This is a genomic window from Mannheimia sp. ZY171111 (assembly GCF_017750945.1).
Lineage (GTDB): Bacteria > Pseudomonadota > Gammaproteobacteria > Enterobacterales > Pasteurellaceae > Mannheimia > Mannheimia pernigra.
In genome coordinates this window covers 1,837,908-1,859,318 of record NZ_CP046532.1, presented here as the reverse complement: position 1 = coordinate 1,859,318, position 21,411 = coordinate 1,837,908, and the positions used below count along the sequence as shown (strand labels likewise).

The following is a 21,411-nucleotide window of genomic DNA, read 5'->3' as shown; positions in this document are numbered from 1 at the left end:
ACCTACCACGCTAATCACGAAACACGTTTTCTTTTACTTGCGTTTTAGCCAATACGGTATTTTTAACTGAAGTTAATAGCTCTTGACGAATAGCTGAAATTTTCGGGCGTTCGTTAGCTTGGAAGGCAATCGGGCGGCAAAATTCCATTGCTTTAATGCCTAATCTTGCCGTGAGTAAGCCCACGCCAATTCCTTGTGCTGCTCGGAGTGAAACTTTTGCTGTGAGATTTTGTGAGAAAAAATCCATTCCCACATCAGTAGCAATTTCTGTTGCCCCAGCAAATATCATATTTTTTAATATCATTTTAAATAGTTTTAAGCGGCTGATGTAGCCCAGCTCCATACCATACGCTTTAGTAATTTTATTTACTAAGGCAATATTTCTAACAGACATTAATAGCACATCCACTATCGCAAGTGGGCTAAGGGCTACAATGATTGCATTTTCTGCCGCATTTCGAGAAATCATCTGCTTAACCTGTTTATCAATCGGCTTCAATACATTTTCGCTAAAGAGATATAGCACCTCTTTGGCATTGTAAGCCTCATTGAGTTGGCTCTTCCAGCGTTGTTCGGCTTGTACAACCATTGGTAAGTGGTTGAGATTATTTGCAATATCTTCACAAAATTTGACCGCTTGTTCCCCTTGGTGAGAAGGCAACTTTTCCAACAAAAGCTGGCTGCTCATCTGCTGATTTTGCTGATGCTTGCGTAAATAGACCAATTTCCGCCATTCAGAAATCACCGCCCCTACACCAGTTAAACTGATGATGAAAAACACGATAGAAAAGGCGAAATAAATCCACTCTTTTTGCTGAAAAGAGTCGATAAGCCATTGCACACTTTGGGCAATCACCGCCATACCAAACAACGCAAGCACGCCAAGTAACACCCGAAACCAAAAGCGAGAGGGTTTTAGGCTTTCTTCAATAATCAGCTCTGCTTCCACCGCTTTAGCTTCTTCTTCAACAATCACATTTTCCAAATCAAACTCTTGTTTTGGCTGATAGGTTGTTTCAGCCACCGCTTCTTCACTAAAAATCTGTTTATTCATTGTTGCCCACCGCTTGTTCAATATGTCTTTTTAGACCGTCATATCCGTGTTCGGTTTTCAAAATTTCAAATAATTCTACGGCTTGAGGATATTCTTTATACAGATAACGCAACCATTGCTTAATACGGGCGACGTGGTAAAAACCTGTGTCAAACTGATTTTCCATCTGAACATACTTAAACAATAGTTGCAAAACCTCACTCCACGCCATTTTTGGCTCATTATATTTCACGACTTTACTTAAATTTGGCGTATTCAATGCCCCTCGTCCAATCATCAACGTATGACAAGCGGTCGTTTTTTGGCAATTTTTTGCAGATTCAAAATCCCAAATTTCACCATTGGCAGTTACAGGAATAGTTAAACGCTTTTGAATTTCGCCAATCGCTTGCCAATTAATACGTTCGGCACGATAACCGTCTGATTTGGTTCGCCCGTGCACGGTAATTTCATTTGCTCCACCTTGTTGAACAGCATCGGCAATTTCAAAACATTGTTCGGCAGAATCCCAGCCTAAACGCACTTTGACAGACACAATCTGTTCATTTGGCACTGCTTCCCGCATTGCTTTTGTCGCTCGGTAAATTAAATCCGGATCTTTAAGTAGCGATGCCCCACCATTGCTGCCATTCACCGTTTTAGAGGGGCAACCACAGTTCAGATCTACTCCGTGCGAACCCAGCTCAATCGCAAGTGCCGCATTCTCAGCAAGCCACTCTGGGTGTTGCCCTAAAATTTGTACTCGAACAGGTGTGCCAGAATCTGTTAATCCGCCTTGATAAAGCTCCGGTGCTAAGCGGTAAAAGGCTTTTTTCGGTAATTTTTGGTCCACTACCCGCACAAATTCGGAAATACAGAGATCGTATTCATTCACAGAGGTTAAAAGGTTACGAACGAAGGGATCTAACACCCCTTGCATTGGGGCAAGAATAACTTTTGGAATTGAGTTCATTAGTTAAAATAAAATGGCAAGCGGTTGAATTTTATAAAAATTTTGCAAAAAATGCGTAAATTCAAACGCTTGAACGTTAAAAATGTCTATCGTGAATACGCAAATCAGGGCGAGTAATCACATAAATTATCAAAGCGGTAATTGCTCCTAAGGTATCGGCTAACATATCTTTTTGTGCATCCCAAATATCGCCTTGCGAGCCTAAAAACTCAATACCTGCATTGCCACCTTCTATCACCGCATATTGCCACTCAATAATTTCATAGGCTGCCGCAACTGACATAATAAAAAATAGCGAGAAAAAGAGAGCAACGCCAAAGGTACATTTACGTTTACGCAATAGCCATTCTGCCATTGGGTAGCTATAAAAACCGATAATATAGTGTGCCACACGGTCAAAATGGTTGCGATCTTCTCCTAAGAACGGGGTAAGAAATTTGTTTGCCCAATCAAAAGGTACATTAGCGAAAGTATATTTTGCACCAATTAAGTGCATAATCAGCCAAAGCGACATTAGAAAATAAGCTAAGCTGCTAAACTGAAATTTTGGGTAAGTGATAATCAGCAAGCCAAATACGACAAAAATGGGGGCAACTTCCGCATACCACACCGCTCTATCTGTTGGATTAAAACCAGACCAAACAGCAATTACAGTAATGACTATCGCTAAAAACAGTGGAATGATATGCGAACGTGAATCCATTATTTCCAACCTTTCACTTTGCAAATTAAATCATACGCCGATTGAATTTGCTGTGCTTTCTCTTTTGCCAGCTCCATCATTTCATCTGGCAAGCCTTTTGCTGCCAATTTGTCAGGGTGATGCTCGTTCATTAGCTTGCGATAAGCACGTTTAACTGTATTTTGATCATCTTGTGCCGTTACGCCTAATACCGTATAAGCCGCTTCAATGCTAGGTTTTGCGGGCTGTTGATAACCATATCCACCACTTTGAGAATGGCTATATCCGCCCTGCGATTGATGATAGCGTCCCTCTTGTTGGTAATAACCACCAGAGCGGAATTGTTGAGCTGCCATAATCATCGCAATCATTTGCTCAAATTGGAAACGAGACATCCCCATTATTTCTGCAATCGTAAATAGAATTTGTTGCTCGTTTGCATCTAACTCGCCATCTTGTAATGCCGCCTGCATTTGTACTTCAACAAAGAAACGTAACAGATCCGTTCTTGCACCACAGGCTTCACGAAACTCTTGAATTACCTGACGCAACGGAAAATGAGGTTCTTTACCTAATGTGAAAGCCTCTTGAGCTAACTGCTGAGCTGCTCCGTCTAATTTTAAACGAGCCATTAATGCACGAGCTAATTCAATATCTGCTTCAGTTACACGGCCTTTTGCTTTTGCAATATGCCCGAAAACTGCGAAAGTTGTTTGAGTGAAAAGCGATTGGCGAGTGAGATTTTTACCAAAAATACTTGAGCGAACTGAGCCTAAAGCATAGAGTTTTTTATCTGCTAAATGCCCGATAAATGCTCCTAATAAACCACCAAAGAGCCCGTGAAAGATTTGGTAGCCCACAATAAAACCAATTATTTTTCCAATAAATTGCATTTTTTATCCTTTTATAGAGTAAATGGCACTATTCTAACAAAATTTGCTACAAAGATTAACGATTTCACTCTGCCTACTTTTTCGTTAAAACAAACATAACAACCTCTCATACATAATAGTATAAAATTCACCTGTCAGTGTATTGGATTAATCCTAAAACTGCACTGAACTAAATAAATTACCTCTACAGCAGTTAGTTGTACCATAATCAATGGCGACAAAAGGTAATAATATCAAGTCAATAATAAACAAAAAAATAAAGCCCTGACTTTTCAGGGCTTCACTTTAGAATCAACTAAGAATTAGTATTCTAATACTGCACGACGGTTTTTCGCGTAGTCAGATTCAGTGTGACCTAACACAGCTGGTTTTTCTTCACCGTAAGAAACAGTTGAAGTGTTGTTAGCACCTTTAGCTGATAAGTAGCTTTTAACCGCATCTGCACGGCGTTGACCTAATGCGATGTTGTACTCTGGGGTACCACGTTCATCAGCGTGGCCAGCAATAGTTACCTTACCTTGAGTTTGAGCTAATAATTGAGCGTGAGCGTCTAATAATTGACGGTACTCACCTTCAACTGCATAGCTGTCAAAGCCAAAGTATACCGTGTTGTATTGTGCTTTTAATTGTTCAGCTGTTAAACCACCGAATTCACCTACTGCATTTACTGATGCATTAGTTGCTTTGTTATCTGATGAGCTGCTACATGCTGCTAATGCGAAAGCAGGTACTGCAATCATTAAAACTTTAGCAAATTTTTTCATTTTTTACTCCTAATTAGAGAAATATTATATTTTAGTTAATTAAGTACGGTGACCACGCAGGGAATTTATAATGCCCACCTGCTCCTGGCAAATTAGCTTTGAAACGCCCATCTGCAGACACCAATTGTAGCACTTTGCTCGTACCTTTGGTAGAGCTGTAAATAACCATAATCCCATTTGGTGAAATACTTGGACTTTCGTCTAAGAAAGTTGAACTCAATACTTCCGTGCTACCTGAAGCGAGATCGCGTTTCACCACTCTATCACCAGCAATCATGATTAGATTCTTACCATCAGATGATACTTTCGCATTATAACTGCCACGCCCGCCCATTGGGCTTGCCGCACCACCTGATGAATTCATTCTATAAACTTGTGGAGCACCTGCACGGTCAGAAGTAAAGTAAATCGTACTTCCATCTGGAGACCAGCTTGGCTCTGTATTATTACCTGCATTTGAGGTTAATTTACTTGGCTCTCCCCCTCCACTGCCTACAACATAAATATTTAACTCACCATCTTGATTAGAGGCAAATGCAATACGAGAACCATCGGGTGAAAACGCAGGTGCACCATTATGTCCTTGTAATGCAGCGACTACGCGACGAGCACCTGAACGAATATCGTGCACAACGATTTGTGCTTTTTTGTTCTCAAATGTTACATAAGCTAATTTACTCCCCTCTGGAGACCACTCTGGAGACATTAGCGGTTCTTTACTTGTTGTAATCGTAAAGGCATTAAAACCATCATAATCAGACACACGTAATTCATAAGATGACACGCCACGCTGTACAACATAAGCAATTTTTGTTCTAAACGCACCACGAATTTGAGTTAATTTTTCAAAGACTTGGTCGCTAACTGTATGTCCACCTTGACGAAAATGCGCCTCAGGAACTATGAATGAACCCTGAGCAATAACATTACCAGCAGCACCAGAAGTACCAAGTGTATCAATTAATTGATAGGCTATATTATAACCACCGCTCACACTACTCACTTGCCCGACTACAATATTATCAATACCAATAGCACTCCATTGTTCTGCCATAACTTCACCCGCAGAACTCGGTTGAGCAGGCATCCGAGCGCGTTCAAGCGGTGTAAATTTACCGCTATTTTGCAAATCATCAGAGATTATTTGTGCAACATCAGCTGGCACACCATTTGATTTAAATGGAACAACAGCTATCGGTTGAGCCATACTCACACCTTCATCAATAGAAATCCGAACATCAGAATCTGCCATAACTTGGCTTGCCACCAATGTAGAAACTATCGCTATTACACTCGATATACGAGAGAATAATTTCATTTTTAACCCTCTAAAGTTATTTAACTTTTAAACTAAAATCAAGAGTTGGAGATTTAAACATATTATAAACTGCATCTGATGGTGCTGGAGGCACTTTTTTCGTTGCCATAATTGCACTTACCGCTGCATCACATACTGCTTTATCGCCACCTACTACGTCATAATGAGTGATTGTGCCATCTCGACTTAAAGATACCCTAACATCACACTGTTTTCCTGCAAAGCTTGGATCAACACGATATTTAGATTGAATTAATTTCTTAATACGCTGGCCGTATGCACTACCATCCACATTTGCCCCCTGACCAAGACCTCTTGTGCCGCCAGAGCCTTGAGATCCCGATGAATTTTTATTACCGCCTTTGGTTGAACCACCGCTAATATCTCCTCCACTTAGGAAATCATCAAGGGCTTTATTATTCTTAGCTTGGGTCTCTTTCGCTTGGGCTGCCGCTTTTTCTTTAGCCTCCTTTTCAGCTTTTGCTTTAGCTGCTTTTTCAGCTCTCGCCTTTGCTTCTTTTTCAGCCTTTTCCTTTGCCTCTCTTTCCGCCTGTGCTTTAGCCTCTTTCTCAGCTTTCTCCTTAGCTTCCATTTCTGCCTGTGCTTTATCTTTCTCGGCTTTTTCCTTTGCTTCTTTTTCTAATTTCTCTTTAGCTTGCTTTTCTTTCTGCTCTTTCACTTTTTCCGCCTGAGCTTTTTTTTGCTGCTCTAGCTTCTTCTCAAGAGCTTCTTGAGCTTTTTTTTCTTCTTCAGCTTGTTTTGCCGCAGCTTCTAAACGTTTGGCTTCAGCATCTGCTTTCAATTTAGCGGCTTCAGCTACTTTTTTACGCGTAGCCTCTTCTGCTTGTTGCTTTTTAATTTCTGCTTGTTTAGCCTGCTCTTGAAGTCTCTGTTGTTCTTGTAATTTTTGCTGATGTTCCATTTCTTGCTGGCGTTGCTTTTCTTGCATTACAGCTAATTCAGCTTGATTTTGCTGCTTGATTTCTTCTGGCGTTGGATCATCCTCAACTTTTTCAACAGTTTCTTTAGCCTCTTCTCTTGGTTCTTCCTTAGGTTCTACTGTTGATTTTGCAGATTTTGAGCCTTTTTTCTGTGCAATTAATTGCCCATACTCAGCTGCTACTTGCCCAGTATCAACCATTACTGCCTCAAAGCTGTCGCTATCACCACCGCTACCACCGGCAGCGAATTCCGTTTTGGTGAAAAGAGACCCAAGCAATAATAATCCAATCAATAATATATGCAATAAGATCGAAATAATAACTGCAAGCTCTAGTCTATCTTGTTGATATTTCACACTTTATCCCTGCTGATTATTTGCCTTCAGTCATTAAACCTACTGATTTAACCCCTGCATCTTTAAGTAATGTGATACCTTTCATAATTTCCTCATAAGGTACTACTTTATCACCAGCAACTAAAAATAACGTCTTATTGTCTTTTTGGAATTGCTCCCCTGCATAGGCAATCACTTCTGTTTCAGAGATATTATCTTGCCCGTTGTTTTGCACATAGTTACCATCAATTTTTAACTTATATGCACCAACACCTGCTACTTCTAAAATCACAGGGGTTTTATCTTCATTTGATACAGATTGACTATGTGTATCTTCAGGTAAATTAACTTCTACGCTTTGGCTGATAATTGGTGCTGTTGCCATAAAAATGAGTAAAAGCACTAACAGCACATCTAGAAATGGTACGATATTAATTTCCGATTTAATGTCATTACGTTTTAAACGACGAACCGACATATTTCCCTCTTTAAGATGTAAATTCCATCATTAATTTTATGTAACCTAGATTTTAGCTACACATTATTACTGACAAGCGGTCTAATTTTTGCAATATTTTGCAAATTTCATTAAAAAAATGACCGCTTGTAGCTTTGTAGCTTTGTAGCTTTGTAGCTTATCTTTTCGAAAATGCTTGACGGTGTAATAAAGTTGTAAACTCGTCAATAAAATTCACATAACCTTGCTCAACTTTACCTAAACGTAAATTTAAACGGTTATATGCCATAACAGCTGGAATTGCAGCGAACAAACCAATCGCAGTTGCAATTAATGCCTCTGCAATACCTGGGGCAACAGATTGTAGTGTTGCTTGTTTTACTGCACTTAAGCCCATAAATGAGTGCATAATCCCCCATACCGTGCCAAATAAACCAATATATGGGCTGATTGAACCAACTGTACCTAAAAATGGAATATAGTTTTCTAGACTTTCCATTTCACGGTTTAAAGCTAGGTTCATTGCACGAGTAGAACCTTGAATAATAGATTCTGGTGCATCAGGATTTGCTTGCTGTAAGCGGTTAAACTCTTTAAATCCAACATAGAAAATTTGTTCTGAGCCTGTTAAAGCATCACGACGATTTTCTAAACCTTGATGCAAACGATTTAAATCTTCGCCAGACCAAAAACGATCTTCAAACGACAACGAATCTTTTCTTGCTTTTGTTAATACCTTACTGCGTTGAATAATGACCGCCCAAGATAAAATTGAAAATATAATCAGGATCAACATTACGATCTTTACAACTATACTTGCTTCTAAAAATAACGATAGAAGGCTAAATTCAGCTTGCATTAATAAAACTCTCCGAATATTTTTTTAAATAGAAAAATTAATTTTTTGTAATGCTTGATGAATATCATCAGGAATTGCAACTGGTTTCATTTTAACGAGATCAACACTGGCAATAGTAACCGTTGCCACACTTAAACAAACATTTTGTTTCCACAATGTTTGCTTAAACACCATAGTTGCTTTTTTAAACTCTGAAATAGTTGTTTCTACATTTAATAAATCATCTAAACGAGCAGGTAATTTATACTCTATCTCAATTTTTTTAACTACAAAAGCGAGAGATTGAGCCAAAAGTGCCTGCTGTGAGAAATTGCATTGTCTTAAAAATTCCGTTCTAGCTCTTTCAAAAAAGTTAAGATAGTTAGCGTGATAAACTACCCCTCCAGCATCGGTATCTTCGTAATAAACTCGAATCATAAAATCCATAACGCCATTTCTCTTCTTTCAAAATGAAAAAACGCCCAAAATTTAGGCGGAAAATTGAGTGCTATTGTAGAGATAGACAAATCGTTGTGCAAGTATATTTTGTGTTTAATCGTAAAAATATTTTTACCTATCAAAAACAATAGAGGCATAGAAATGCCTCTATTTAATCAATAAAATACATAAAGATGGAATGACAATAAGGTACCCTATTACGGGTAAAAAAATTGCTTTCCAAATCGTTGAACGAATTTCAAATCCAACCCCGTGTATCCATAAAATCGCCATACCATAAAAAACAAGAATAACTAAATACGGTGTTTTTCCGCCAAAAATAAGAGCGAAAGCGGTCGAATTTAGCAAAATAATTGCACATAATAGGGTAGCTAAAATAAATGAAAGGGCTTTTAACAAGCCCTTTGCTGTTAAGTTATAAAGAGTATTAATCATTACTCGTCAAACTTACCTGTTTTTTCAATACTAATGGTAATGACTGTTGCAAATAAAATTGCAAGCATTACACCTAACACCCAAGTTACATAAAACATAATGTACTCTCCTATTAGTAAGCTGATTTATTTTGTTCTAAGTAACTCGCATCTAAGCGACCATACATTTTAATGTATGACCAAATAGTATAGCCTAATACTGTTGGTACAAAGATACATGCTACCACTAACATTACGGTTAATGTTGTTTGGCTTGCTGTTGCATCCCACATTGTTAAGCTCATATTAGGGTGAGTAATTGATGGCATTACAAATGGGAACATTGAAACTGCCGCCGTTGTAATTACCCCAACAAGCATAATTGATGATGAGAAGAATGCAAAACCAGAACGATTCGCTCTTGATGCCACAATAGTAAGTAATGCACCAATCACTGCTAATGCGGGAATGATCCATAATACTGGCATTATTGCATAGTTTCTAAACCACGCACCTGCCTCAACGGCTACTGTTTTATTAGTAAAGATAGATTGAGCGTTATGATCTAACTGGCTTGTTACAACAAAACCATCTTTGAAATATAACCACACACCAGCAAGTACAAACGCAACTAACACAACAGCCGCGGTAACCTGTGCTACTTTTCTTGCATTGTTATGAAGTTCATCTGTAGTTTTCATTTGTAACCAAGTTGCACCTTGTGTAGTTAGCATCATTAAACTAATCACACCACATAATAATGCAAATGGATTTAATAAACCAAAGAACGTACCCGTGTATTGTGATTGGTTGATATTGTTAAATTCAAACGGCACACCTTGTAATAAATTACCAAATGCAACACCAAATACTAATGACGGCACAAAACCACCGATTAATAGCCCCCAGTCCCAAGCATTACGCCATTTTGGACTATCAATTTTGGCACGATACTCAAAACCAACAGGGCGGAAGAATAACGCTGCTAATACTAGAACCATTGCAATATAGAAACCTGAGAACGAGGTTGCATATACTGTTGGCCACGCTGCAAATAACGCACCACCTGCGGTTAATAACCATACTTGGTTACCGTCCCAGTGAGGAGCAACTGTGTTGATCATAATGCGGCGTTCAACGTTACTTTTACCAATAACAGGTAAAAGATTCAAGACACCCATAGTAAAGCCATCAGTAATGGCAAAACCAATTAATAATACTATGATTAAAATCCACCAAATAAAGCGGAGAAATTCATAATCGAGCATTTTTAACTCCTATTATTTAGCTGATTGTTCAAAGTAATAACGACCTGTTTTTAATGAACTTGGTCCAAGTCGTCCGTATTTGAACATTAAGTACATTTCTATAATTAAAAACAGCGTATACAAACCACATAACAAACCGATAGTAAACCATAAATCGCCCGTTGTTAATGCTGAGTTTGCCACACCAACGGGTAACATTTCATATACAGCCCAAGGTTGGCGACCGTATTCAGCTAAGAACCAGCCAGATTCAATTGCAATCCATGGTAATGGAATACCACATAATAAGGCTCTTAATAGGAAACGGCTTTGTCCAACTCTACCACGCATATTTTGAACAAATGCAGAGATGATTAACAATAACATAATCCCACCCGCAAGCATCATCACACGGAATGCCCAGAATGTAGGACCTACATTTGGAATCGTTTTATCTGCTGCTTGCTTAATTTGCTCTTCTGTTGCATCAATAATATTATCTGTATATTGTTTTAACAATAAACCAAAGCCTAAATCTTTTTGTGCTGCTTTAAACGCTTCTTTATCAGCTTCTGTGTAGTTACCAGAACGTAATTTTTCTAATAAACCATAAGCTACAATGCCGTTACGAACACGTTGTTCGTTAATTATGCGAATATCTTTTAACCCTGTAATTTCAGTATCTAAAGAGCGTGTTGCAATAATACCTGCAGCATATGGAATAGATATTGACACTTCATTTTTCATTTCTGCTGTATTTGGAATCACGACAGCATTCCAAGCTGCTGGTGCTGGATGAGTTTCAAATTCACCTTCCATTGCTGCTAATTTAGTTGGCTGAGCTTTACCTATTTCATAACCAGACTCATCACCAGCAATAATAACTGCAATAATAGCAAATAAACCAAAGCTTGCAGCTACAGAGAATGAACGTTTAGCAAATCCTAAATCACGACCTTTTAAGATATAGTATGCACTAATACCTAATACGAAAATAGAACCACAAACATAACCTGCTGTTACAGTGTGTAAAAATTTAGATTGTGTAACTGGGTTTAATAACAATTCAGAGAAGCTTGAAAGCTCCATACGCATAGTTTCAAAATTAAACTCTGAAGCAACTGGGTTTTGCATCCAACCATTAGCTACTAAAATCCATAATGCAGATAAGTTAGAACCAAATGCAACACAGTAAGTCGTTAATAAGTGTTTAGCTTTTGATAAACGTTCCCAACCAAAAAAGAACAATCCCACAAATGTAGATTCTAAAAAGAACGCCATTAAACCTTCAATTGCTAATGGAGCACCAAAAATATCACCTACATAATGAGAATAATATGACCAGTTCATACCAAACTGGAATTCCATTGTAATACCAGTTGTTACACCTAGAGCAAAGTTAATACCAAATAACTTACCCCAGAATTTAGTCATATCTTTATATACTTCTTTACCCGTAGTTACATAAAGCGTTTCCATCACAACAAGTACGAAAGAAAGACCTAAAGTAAGCGGTACGAATAAGAAGTGATAGAGTGCAGTTAAAGCAAACTGCAAACGTGAGAGTTCAACTACGTCTAACATCTCAAACCTCTTATTTATTAATATAATAATTTGACAAATAGATTACCCAAAAGTAATCCCCCACAAATTTTCACTTAATTTTAATAACAACCCAAATTGGTTACATTTATAATAAAGTGCTGGCGAATATTCTACCTGTAAATAGCTAATTAAAAAATAGTAATTTTGTTATATTCTTCACAAAATTGGTTTATTTATTAATACAACCTATATAACCAACTGAATAACTTAGTTATATTTACAAACTTATAACAAATAATTTACTATTTTAATAAATATAAAGATAAGTAGCTCTTTTATCAAATAAAGATCAAATTTGTAGATGACTTTCACTAAAACTTCTGCTAGTATCTGCTCGCTTTTATCAGTAAAAGATTGAATTTAATAAGACTTAAATGTTTGGAGAAACCTATGCTTGGCAGAATTTTAGGAATTACACTTTTTACGATTATTGCTTCAACAGCAGCTCTGGCAAGTGTTAAGACCTCATCACTCACCGTTGCAAAACCTACTTTAAGTAAAACCCTCCCTACAGAATGTGAGAAAATGTTTAATACTGCAAATAAATTAGTTTCTGATGCAGAAAAACAACCCGGTACTCATACTCAACTCGCTAAAATGAAAAATAAGCTCTCTTCAACAAAGCAACAAATCCTAAAAATGGATACGGCTCTACAGCAAAAAAGTTGTGAAAAAGGTTTAACCGTATTAAATAACCTAAGACAAAAACATCAATAATAAAGCTAATCTAAACCTTATTTTTTACAAATTTTTATAAGAAAATCACCGCTTGTAAAAAGTCTATATTCTTACTAACTCAAATAATCCACATATAATAAATAAAATAGAATTTCTGATCTGCCCCCCAAAGTTAGACTAATCGTTCAACTATTAAGGTGCAGATTTTTTTATGACTAAAATCTTATTACAAGCGGTCGCAAAGCTTCCAAAAAATGTAAATCTAATATTACATTAGCCCAAGGTATTCAACTAAAACTAAAAGGACTGAGCCGATACAATATCGACATCAGTCCTTTAAATAAGAGTCTAACTTTTGGGGATCAGATTACATCATACCGCCCATTCCACCCATACCGCCCATTGCAGCTGGATCTAATTTTTCTTCTTTAGGTAAATCTGTGATCATACATTCTGTTGTAATCATCAAACCTGCTATAGAAGCTGCGAATTGAAGTGCCGAACGGGTAACTTTAGTTGGATCTAAAATCCCCATTTCAAGCATATCGCCGTACTCTTCTGTCCCTGCGTTATAGCCGTAATTGCCAGAGCCTTCTTTCACGTTACGAGCAACCACTGAGGACTCTTCACCAGCATTCGCTACAATTTGGCGTAATGGCGCTTCCATTGCACGCAATGCAAGTTTAATCCCCACATTTTGTTCTTCGTTATCGCCTTTTAAAGTTGACGCTACTTTGGTTGCAGCACGCACTAATGCTACGCCGCCTCCTGGTACGATACCTTCTTCAACTGCAGCACGAGTTGCGTGAAGTGCATCATCAACACGATCTTTTTTCTCTTTCATTGCTACTTCGGTAGCTGCACCCACTTTAATTACTGCCACACCTCCAGCAAGTTTAGCTACACGCTCTTGCAGTTTTTCTTTATCGTAATCTGAAGTTGAATCTTCAATTTGCTGACGAATTTGAGCCACACGACCTTTAATTTGTGCCTCGTCGCCAATGCCATCAATAATAGTTGTGTTATCTTTTGTGATAACCACACGTTTTGCTTGACCAAGCTCTTCAAGCGTTGCTTTTTCAAGCTCCATACCAATTTCTTCAGAAATAACCGTACCCGCAGTTAAGATCGCAATATCTTGCAACATCGCTTTACGGCGATCGCCAAAGCCTGGGGCTTTTACCGCAGCAACTTTCACGATACCACGCATTGTGTTTACTACTAAAGTTGCTAATGCTTCGCCTTCAATATCTTCTGCTATAATTAATAATGGCTTACCAGCCTTCGCTACCCCCTCTAACACAGGAAGTAATTCACGAATATTAGAGACCTTTTTATCCACTAAAAGAATGTATGGATTTTCTAATTCAACCGTTCCAGATTCTGGCTTATTAATGAAATATGGCGATAAATAACCACGGTCAAACTGCATACCTTCAACTACATCTAACGCATCTTCTAAACCAGTACCGTCTTCAACAGTAATCACGCCTTCTTTGCCTACTTTTTCCATTGCTTGAGCAATTAGCTGACCTACGGTTGAATCTGAGTTGGCAGAAATTGTACCGACTTGTTCGATCTCTTTTGAGGTTTCACACGGTTTTGAAATTGCTTTTAACTCATCAACTACTGCAGCAACTGCTTTATCGATGCCGCGTTTTAAATCCATTGGATTCATACCTGCTGCAACCGCTTTTAAACCTTCGTTTACGATAGCCTGAGCAAGTACGGTTGCGGTGGTTGTACCGTCACCCGCTGCATCATTGGCTTTAGAGGCAACCTCTTTCACCATTTGTGCACCCATATTTTCAAATTTATCTTCTAATTCGATTTCACGAGCAACCGAAACCCCATCTTTAGTGATAGTTGGTGCACCATAAGCACGATCTAAAACTACATTACGCCCTTTTGGACCTAAAGTTACTTTTACTGCATCAGCTAAAATATTCACACCTTTTAACATTTTTACGCGTGAATCATTACCAAATTTAACGTCTTTTGCTGCCATTTTATACATCCTTTTTGCTTTTTAACTTGTAAAAAATTTGACTAATCCGACCGCTTGTTGCGGAAAACATTACTCTACGATAGCTAAAATATCGTGTTCGGCAAGAATTAACACTTCTTCGCCATCAATTTTTTCTGCTTTTACACCGTAACCTTCATTAAAAATGACCAAATCGCCCACTTTAACCGCTAAAGGTTGAACAGAACCATTATCTAAAACACGTCCTGAACCTACTGCAATCACTTTACCACGGGTTGATTTTGTTGCTGCCGAACCTGTTAAAACAATGCCACCTGCTGATTTTGTTTCAACTTCTTCACGTTTTAAAATAACTTTATCGTGTAATGGACGAAGTGCCATATTCTGTTCCTCTTATAAATTAATGATTGATAATCCACGCAAAAAGCGTAACGCATAACAATATAAAGGCAGATTTTAGACTTTCAAGAGCAAGCGGTAAAATTTATAAAAAATTTTGCAAACCTCATATTTGTTAATACCCCCAATAAACATTAATTTTATTCATAATAAGATTGAAAATTATGATATTGATTAATAATAACGTTTATTTCATTCTATAGATAAGAGACTTTTAATCTCTGTTTGATTGACTAATATTTTACAAAATGAGGGATTTTCTATGACAACATCACATATTTTAGGTTTTCCACGTGTTGGAGCGAAACGTGAATTAAAATTCGCAGAAGAACGCTACTGGCGTAAAGAAATCACCGAACAAGAATTACTAGATCTAGCAAAAACGCTACGTGAGAAAAATTGGCAATATCAATCACAGGCAAATGCTGATTTCGTATCAGTCGGTGATTTTACCTTCTATGATCATATTTTAGATCTGCAAGTAGCTACAGGTGCTATTCCCGCTCGTTTTGGTTTTGATAGCCAAAATTTAACGCTAGATCAATATTTCCAACTTGCCCGTGGTAATAAAGATCAATTTGCGATTGAAATGACAAAATGGTTTGATACCAACTACCATTATTTAGTACCCGAGTTTCATCCAAATACTGAATTTAAAGCAAATGCAACGCACTACGTCAACCAAATTCGTGAAGCTAAAGCAGCTGGCCATACCGTAAAACCAGTGATTGTAGGGCCCCTCACTTTCTTATTTTTAGGGAAAGAAAAAGGAAATTGGGCAATCTCATCTGCTGAAAAAGCTAACGACAAAGCGACTACTGCAAAATTAGCTATCCAAGCTATTTCACAAAAATCGACGAACACTCGCTTGGATTTATTACCTCAATTATTACCCGTTTACCAAGAGATTTTAATCGCTATCTCTGCAGAAGGCGTAGAGTGGGTTCAAATTGATGAACCGATCTTAGCCTTAGATTTAGCCCCTGAATGGTTAGCTGCATTTGAAACCGTTTATAGCAAATTATCGTCAATCAATTTAAAAATCTTACTTGCTACTTATTTTGGCTCCGTTGCTGAGCATGCCCCCTTGTTAAAAGCGCTACCTGTTGATGGCTTACATTTAGATTTAGTACGGTCACCAGAACAACTAGCTTCCTTTACAGATTATCACAAAGTACTTTCAGCAGGCGTGATTGAAGGGCGTAATATCTGGCGAGCTAACTTGACTCAAATTTTAGATGTTCTCGAACCACTTAAAGAAAAATTAGGCGAACGCTTGTGGATTGCGCCAAGTTGTTCACTGCTCCACACACCTTTTGATTTAAATATTGAAACCCAGCTAAAAGAGAACAAACCTGATTTATATAGCTGGCTGGCGTTCACATGCCAAAAAGTGGAAGAACTCAATATTCTTAAACAAGCATTAACCAATTGTAGAGCAAGCGTGAATGCTCAGTTAGAAGAAAGTAATAAAGCGGCGGAATCTCGTGCTAACAGTAAGGTTATTCATAAAGCTGAAGTAACCGAACGTTTGGCTAACCTACCTGCAAATGCAGACCAGCGTCAATCACCATTTGCAGAACGTATTGTAAAACAAAATGCGTGGTTAAATTTACCATTATTGCCGACGACCACTATTGGCTCGTTCCCACAAACCAATGAAATCCGCCAAGCTCGTGCTGCATTCAAAAAAGGGGCATTAAGTTTAGAAGATTACGAAAATGCAATGAAAAAAGAGATTGAGCTTGTAGTGCGTGAACAAGAAAAACTTGATTTAGATGTATTAGTACACGGTGAGGCAGAACGTAACGATATGGTAGAATACTTCGGAGAATTATTAGACGGTTTTGCCTTTACCAAATTCGGATGGGTGCAAAGTTATGGCTCTCGTTGCGTAAAACCACCAGTAATTTATGGCGATGTAACCCGCCCCAAACCAATGACTGTACGCTGGTCGCAATATGCCCAAAGCCTTACCAGCAAAGTAATGAAAGGTATGCTTACTGGTCCAGTTACTATTTTACAATGGTCATTCGTACGTAACGATATTCCACGTTCAACCGTATGTAAACAAATTGGTGTAGCACTTTCAGACGAAGTGTTGGATTTAGAGAGAGCAGGTATCAAAGTCATTCAAATTGATGAACCCGCTATTCGCGAAGGCTTGCCACTCAAGCGGTCAGATTGGGGAAATTATTTGCAATGGGCAGGCGAATCATTCCGTTTAAGCTCAATGGGAGTGCAAGATGATACACAAATTCATACTCATATGTGTTATTCAGAATTTAATGATATTCTACCCGCAATTGCCGCACTTGATGCGGATGTGATCACAATTGAAACTTCACGTTCAGATATGGAACTCTTAAATGCTTTTATTGATTTCCACTACCCGAATGACATCGGACCAGGCGTGTATGATATTCACTCGCCACGAGTACCTACCGAAGAGGAAATTGCACATTTATTGCAAAAAGCGTTAAAAGTTGTACCTAAAGAACGCCTTTGGGTAAATCCAGACTGCGGTTTAAAAACCCGTGGCTGGAAAGAGACCTTAGAACAACTTGAAGTGATGATGAAAGTCACTAAAAAATTAAGAGTAGAACTAAAAGCTTAAACCAAAATAGAGGCGAACAAATTGTTCGCCTCTATTTTGGTTTTTTCATTCTAAATTGCTTTAGCCAAAGAATCTCCTACCCATTTCTACGCTATATTTTCCGTTTCTGCTTTTAAACGTTTAATCAGCTCTTTATTTGCTGGTGGAAAAGCTCCCTCGTCTAAATCAGATTGAGCAACCCAAAAGCCCTCTTGCCCCTCTCGTCCAAAAGGTTTATTTATCCATTCTTCCACTAAGTAGAAGAAAAATTCAATAATCTTGTTTGGGTACTCAAAGCTAAAATTTTCATAAGGAAAAGCACTTAGCACTTGAATGCCAATTTCCTCCTCCAACTCACGCTTTAGTGCTTCTTCGGGGGTTTCACCAGCATCAACTTTTCCACCTGGAAATTCTAGCGATTGAGCAAAATCCTGCCCTTCTAAGCGTTGAGTTAAATAAATTTGTCCAAATTCGTTACGGATAATTCCAGCTGAGACTTGAATAATTGGTTTTGACATAAGTTTCCTTTACTCTTCTCCAATTCAAGCGGTTAAATTTAGACGATAATTTGCAAATTTCTATCTAAAAATAACCGCTTGTATCATTATGCGTATTTCGCTTTGTTGCCGTGGCAATGTTTATATTTTTTGCCTGAACCACAAGGACAAGAGTCGTTACGACCAATATTTAAGTTGGCTAACTCTTCATCGCTTAAACTTTCAAGATCCGCTTGCTGTTCTGGCTCATTAGTTTGCATTTGCTCGCTAGCTTTTGCTTCCGTTTCTGCTTGCAAGCGTTGGGCTTCTTCCATCTCTTCTTGGCTACGTACTTGAATACGACTTAGAATGCTGATCACATTGAATTTCAAGGTGTTGAGCATATTGGTAAACATTGCAAAAGACTCTTTTTTGTACTCTTGCTTCGGATCTTTTTGGGCGTAACCGCGTAGGTGAATCCCCTTGCGTAAGTAGTCCATTGAAGATAAATGATCTTTCCATAACTCATCTAGGTTTTGTAACATTACACCTTTTTCAAAGTTACGCATTACTTCTGCACTCACTTTTTCTTCTTTGGCTTTATACTCTTCAATAGCAATATTGAGAATACGCTCACGCAAGGTTTCTTCATATAGATCTTTTTCGGTTTCTAGCCAGTGAGAAATCGGTAAATCTAGACTAAACTCACGGCGTAAACGCTCTTCTAAACCTGTAATGTCCCACATTTCCTCAATAGATTGCGGTGGAATATATTCGCTGATAGTCGTCTCAAATACATCTTGGCGAATCGCTTCGATCATTGGCGAAATGTCATCTGTATCTAATAAATGATTACGTTGCTCGTAAATAACTTTACGTTGTTCATTTGCTACATCATCATATTGTAGAAGGTTTTTACGACCATCAAAGTTATAGGCCTCTACTTTTGCTTGTGCCGATGCAATTACTTTAGTCAAAAGTTTGGATTCCATCGCTTCACCTTCTTGAGTAAAGGCTTTACGCATCATATTTAACTTACCTTCATTGAGATAAATTCGCATTAACGCATCATCTAACGATAAATAGAAGCGAGATGAACCAGGATCACCTTGACGACCAGAGCGTCCACGTAACTGGTTATCAATACGGCGAGATTCGTGGCGTTCTGTTCCTATAATATGTAAACCACCTGCTTGCATTACGATATTATAGCGTTCCTGCCACGCAGCTTTAATTTCATCAATTTGCTCTTGAGTGGGGTTTTCAAGTTTGGCAATTTCCATTCTCCAGTTACCACCAAGCACGATGTCTGTACCACGACCTGCCATATTAGTTGCAATAGTTACAGCACCAGGCATACCCGCTCTTGCAACAATTTCAGCCTCTTGAGCATGAAATTTTGCATTTAATACATTGTGTGGAATACCCACTTTGGTTAATTCTGCGGATAACAATTCTGATTTTTCTACCGAGGCTGTACCAACTAACACAGGTTGCTGGCGCTCCATACAATCTTTAATTTCCGTAATAATTGCAGCAAATTTTTCTACTTCGCTTTTGTACATTAAATCGGTATGATCAACACGAATAATCGGTTTATTAGTTGGTATGACAACCGTATTTAAGCCATAAATTTGCTGGAACTCAAAAGCTTCAGTATCTGCGGTACCTGTCATACCCGCTAATTTTTCGTATAAGCGGAAATAATTTTGATAGGTAATCGAAGCCACAGTTTGATTTTCGCCTTGAATATTCACACGCTCTTTAGCTTCAATCGCTTGATGTAAACCGTCAGACCAGCGACGACCTGCCATTGTACGGCCAGTATGCTCGTCAATAATTACAATTTCGCCATCTTTTACGATGTAGTCCACATTACGTTCAAATAATTTATGTGCACGTAATGCTGCACTGACGTGATGTAAAAGTGAAATACGAGCTGGATGATATAAACTCTCTCCCTCTTCCATTAACCCCATTTCAGTCAAGAAAGCTTCCACTTTTACCATACCTCGCTCGGTTAAGTGAGCCTGTTTATTTTTGAGATCTAAAGTGAAATCTCCCTCGCCGGTGTATTCTTCGGTATCTTCTTTATCTTGTGCAATCAAATGTGGAATAATTTGATCTACGGCTTGATAAATTTGTGTTGCATCTTCTGCAGGGCCCGAAATAATTAATGGCGTACGGGCTTCATCAATTAAGATAGAGTCTACTTCATCCACTAAGGCGTAGTGTAATTCACGTTGAAAACGCTCATTTTTGTCGTGAGCCAAGTTATCACGCAAGTAATCAAAGCCTAATTCGCTGTTGGTAGAATAAGTAATATCTGCTTGGTATGCGGCACGTTTGACTTCTGGTGCTAAACCTGGAATATTCACACCAACGGTTAAGCCTAAAAATTCAAATAATGGACGGTTAGTTTCCGCATCACGGCGGGCAAGGTAATCATTCACAGTTACAACGTGAACCCCTTTACCTGTTAAAGCATTCAAATAGCAAGGGAAAGTTGCCGTTAATGTTTTCCCTTCACCAGTACGCATTTCGGCAATATTACGCCCTGTTAAAGTCATACCGCCAATGAGCTGTACATCAAATGGACGCATCCCTAACACACGCTTACTTGCTTCGCGAACCGTTGCAAACGCTTCAGGCAATACACTTTCTAAGGTGGCACCGTCTGCTAAACGGAGTCTAAATTCAGCCGTTTTTGCTTTTAATTCTTCATCTGATAATTGTTCAAATACTGGCTCCAGTTTATTAATTTGTGCCACACGTTTTCTTAAACGTTTTAACGCACGGTCATTGCTTGAGCCAAAAATAGAGGTAAGTAATTTTGAAATCATTGTATTTTCCTAAATATAAATGTTAATTGTTTGATTTTAAACGTTATAGTTAGGCGTAAGGACCTGCTCGGATTGGGTAAATATTTTTCTGTTCCAAGCGGTAGGATTTAGTAAAAAATTCGCAAAAATGCACCGCTTGTGGTTTAATTTCCACTATGTTATGGTTCAATTGTGCAACAAAAAGCGATTGTTGCTCTACCTCATTTGTGAATTGAACGTACTGAAGAAAAGATTGATTGATGACAGCTTCTTGTTCACTTTCATTAGCGTTGATCACTTGAACTTCAGGTAAAGCAAGCATCGCAACCATTCCAAAAAAAAGTTGCGACCAAAAAGGTGTTTTATGAAAGTGTTTAAAAAATAAGCTCATCAAGTTCAGGTTAAGTAAATTTTGGTAATTATACGCTAAATTTAAAAAATTGGGTCAAGTAACCTAAAATCAAGTATAAAAATTTAGATAAAGTGAATAAATAG

General features: G+C 38.2%; 21 protein-coding genes. 2 read left to right on the top strand and 19 right to left on the bottom strand.

Annotation, left to right across the window (positions count from 1 at the left end; genetic code table 11):
• Positions 1-10: 10 nt before the first annotated feature.
• The 14 genes from GM698_RS08850 to GM698_RS08785 all read right to left on the bottom strand — a co-directional run bounded on the left by GM698_RS08850 (position 11) and on the right by GM698_RS08785 (position 11,937).
• The gene (locus GM698_RS08850) at positions 11-1,054 is read right to left on the bottom strand and encodes a TIGR01620 family protein (protein ID WP_209289293.1); all 1,044 of its coding nucleotides are present in this window, start codon (positions 1,052-1,054) and stop codon (positions 11-13) included.
• Entirely contained in the window at positions 1,047-2,006 is a 960-nt protein-coding gene (gene dusC, locus GM698_RS08845) for a tRNA dihydrouridine(16) synthase DusC (RefSeq protein ID WP_209289292.1), read from the bottom strand. Before dusC ends, GM698_RS08850 begins: the two co-directional genes overlap by 8 nt.
• 76 nt (positions 2,007-2,082) lie before the next feature.
• Positions 2,083-2,709, bottom strand: coding sequence for a DUF2238 domain-containing protein (locus GM698_RS08840; RefSeq protein WP_176812677.1), 627 nt, complete (start codon positions 2,707-2,709; stop codon positions 2,083-2,085).
• Positions 2,709-3,581, bottom strand: coding sequence for a co-chaperone DjlA (djlA, locus tag GM698_RS08835; RefSeq protein WP_159630546.1), 873 nt, complete (start codon positions 3,579-3,581; stop codon positions 2,709-2,711). The genes GM698_RS08840 and djlA overlap by 1 nt, the downstream gene beginning before the upstream one ends.
• A 302-nt stretch (positions 3,582-3,883) precedes the next feature.
• Positions 3,884-4,345, bottom strand: coding sequence for a peptidoglycan-associated lipoprotein Pal (gene pal, locus GM698_RS08830; RefSeq protein WP_176808720.1), 462 nt, complete (start codon positions 4,343-4,345; stop codon positions 3,884-3,886).
• Positions 4,346-4,376: 31 nt separating this feature from the next.
• Positions 4,377-5,663 carry a Tol-Pal system beta propeller repeat protein TolB gene (tolB, locus tag GM698_RS08825; RefSeq protein WP_209289291.1) on the bottom strand — a complete coding sequence of 429 codons (1,287 nt, stop codon included), beginning with the start codon at positions 5,661-5,663 and terminating at the stop codon, positions 4,377-4,379.
• A 16-nt stretch (positions 5,664-5,679) separates the two neighbouring features.
• Positions 5,680-6,960 carry a cell envelope integrity protein TolA gene (tolA, locus tag GM698_RS08820; RefSeq protein ID WP_209289290.1) on the bottom strand — a complete coding sequence of 427 codons (1,281 nt, stop codon included), beginning with the start codon at positions 6,958-6,960 and terminating at the stop codon, positions 5,680-5,682.
• 16 nt (positions 6,961-6,976) lie between these two features.
• Positions 6,977-7,417 (bottom strand): colicin uptake protein TolR, encoded by a 441-nt coding sequence (gene tolR / locus GM698_RS08815; RefSeq protein ID WP_176810175.1) that lies wholly within the window; start codon positions 7,415-7,417, stop codon positions 6,977-6,979.
• A 157-nt stretch (positions 7,418-7,574) separates the two neighbouring features.
• Positions 7,575-8,255: a protein TolQ gene (gene tolQ, locus GM698_RS08810; protein ID WP_176808724.1), complete on the bottom strand. Its 681-nt coding sequence runs from the start codon at positions 8,253-8,255 to the stop codon at positions 7,575-7,577.
• Between the two features lie 24 nt (positions 8,256-8,279).
• Positions 8,280-8,681, bottom strand: coding sequence for a tol-pal system-associated acyl-CoA thioesterase (gene ybgC, locus GM698_RS08805; protein ID WP_159630558.1), 402 nt, complete (start codon positions 8,679-8,681; stop codon positions 8,280-8,282).
• Between the two features lie 159 nt (positions 8,682-8,840).
• Positions 8,841-9,128, bottom strand: coding sequence for a cyd operon protein YbgE (gene ybgE / locus GM698_RS08800; RefSeq protein ID WP_176808725.1), 288 nt, complete (start codon positions 9,126-9,128; stop codon positions 8,841-8,843).
• A complete protein-coding gene (locus GM698_RS08795; protein WP_176808726.1) occupies positions 9,128-9,226 on the bottom strand; it encodes a CydX/CbdX family cytochrome bd oxidase small subunit in 99 nt (32 codons plus the stop codon). The genes ybgE and GM698_RS08795 overlap by 1 nt, the downstream gene beginning before the upstream one ends.
• A gap of 14 nt (positions 9,227-9,240) precedes the next feature.
• Positions 9,241-10,374, bottom strand: coding sequence for a cytochrome d ubiquinol oxidase subunit II (gene cydB, locus GM698_RS08790; protein WP_209289289.1), 1,134 nt, complete (start codon positions 10,372-10,374; stop codon positions 9,241-9,243).
• A gap of 12 nt (positions 10,375-10,386) precedes the next feature.
• Positions 10,387-11,937, bottom strand: a complete 1,551-nt coding sequence (locus GM698_RS08785; RefSeq protein ID WP_176810177.1) for a cytochrome ubiquinol oxidase subunit I — start codon at positions 11,935-11,937, stop codon at positions 10,387-10,389.
• A gap of 411 nt (positions 11,938-12,348) precedes the next feature.
• Between GM698_RS08785 and GM698_RS08780 the strand changes: the two genes are divergently transcribed.
• Positions 12,349-12,675 (top strand): DUF5339 domain-containing protein, encoded by a 327-nt coding sequence (locus tag GM698_RS08780; protein WP_159630568.1) that lies wholly within the window; start codon positions 12,349-12,351, stop codon positions 12,673-12,675.
• Positions 12,676-13,003: 328 nt separating this feature from the next.
• Here GM698_RS08780 and groL read toward each other — a convergent pair whose 3' ends face one another.
• Positions 13,004-14,644, bottom strand: coding sequence for a chaperonin GroEL (gene groL, locus GM698_RS08775; RefSeq protein ID WP_176812680.1), 1,641 nt, complete (start codon positions 14,642-14,644; stop codon positions 13,004-13,006).
• 69 nt (positions 14,645-14,713) lie between these two features.
• Positions 14,714-15,004 carry a co-chaperone GroES gene (locus tag GM698_RS08770; RefSeq protein WP_176808730.1) on the bottom strand — a complete coding sequence of 97 codons (291 nt, stop codon included), beginning with the start codon at positions 15,002-15,004 and terminating at the stop codon, positions 14,714-14,716.
• Between the two features lie 280 nt (positions 15,005-15,284).
• On the opposite strand from GM698_RS08770, the gene metE reads away from it, so the two are divergent.
• A complete protein-coding gene (gene metE, locus GM698_RS08765) occupies positions 15,285-17,639 on the top strand; it encodes a 5-methyltetrahydropteroyltriglutamate--homocysteine S-methyltransferase (RefSeq protein WP_209289288.1) in 2,355 nt (784 codons plus the stop codon).
• Between the two features lie 86 nt (positions 17,640-17,725).
• Here the strand turns inward: metE and mutT are convergent, their stop codons facing one another.
• The 3 genes from mutT to secM form a co-directional block, all read right to left on the bottom strand.
• The gene (gene mutT / locus GM698_RS08760) at positions 17,726-18,136 is read right to left on the bottom strand and encodes an 8-oxo-dGTP diphosphatase MutT (RefSeq protein WP_176808732.1); all 411 of its coding nucleotides are present in this window, start codon (positions 18,134-18,136) and stop codon (positions 17,726-17,728) included.
• 86 nt (positions 18,137-18,222) lie between these two features.
• Positions 18,223-20,937, bottom strand: coding sequence for a preprotein translocase subunit SecA (gene secA, locus GM698_RS08755; RefSeq protein ID WP_209289287.1), 2,715 nt, complete (start codon positions 20,935-20,937; stop codon positions 18,223-18,225).
• Between the two features lie 49 nt (positions 20,938-20,986).
• A complete protein-coding gene (secM, locus tag GM698_RS08750) occupies positions 20,987-21,307 on the bottom strand; it encodes a secA translation cis-regulator SecM (RefSeq protein WP_176810182.1) in 321 nt (106 codons plus the stop codon).
• Positions 21,308-21,411: the final 104 nt, after the last annotated feature.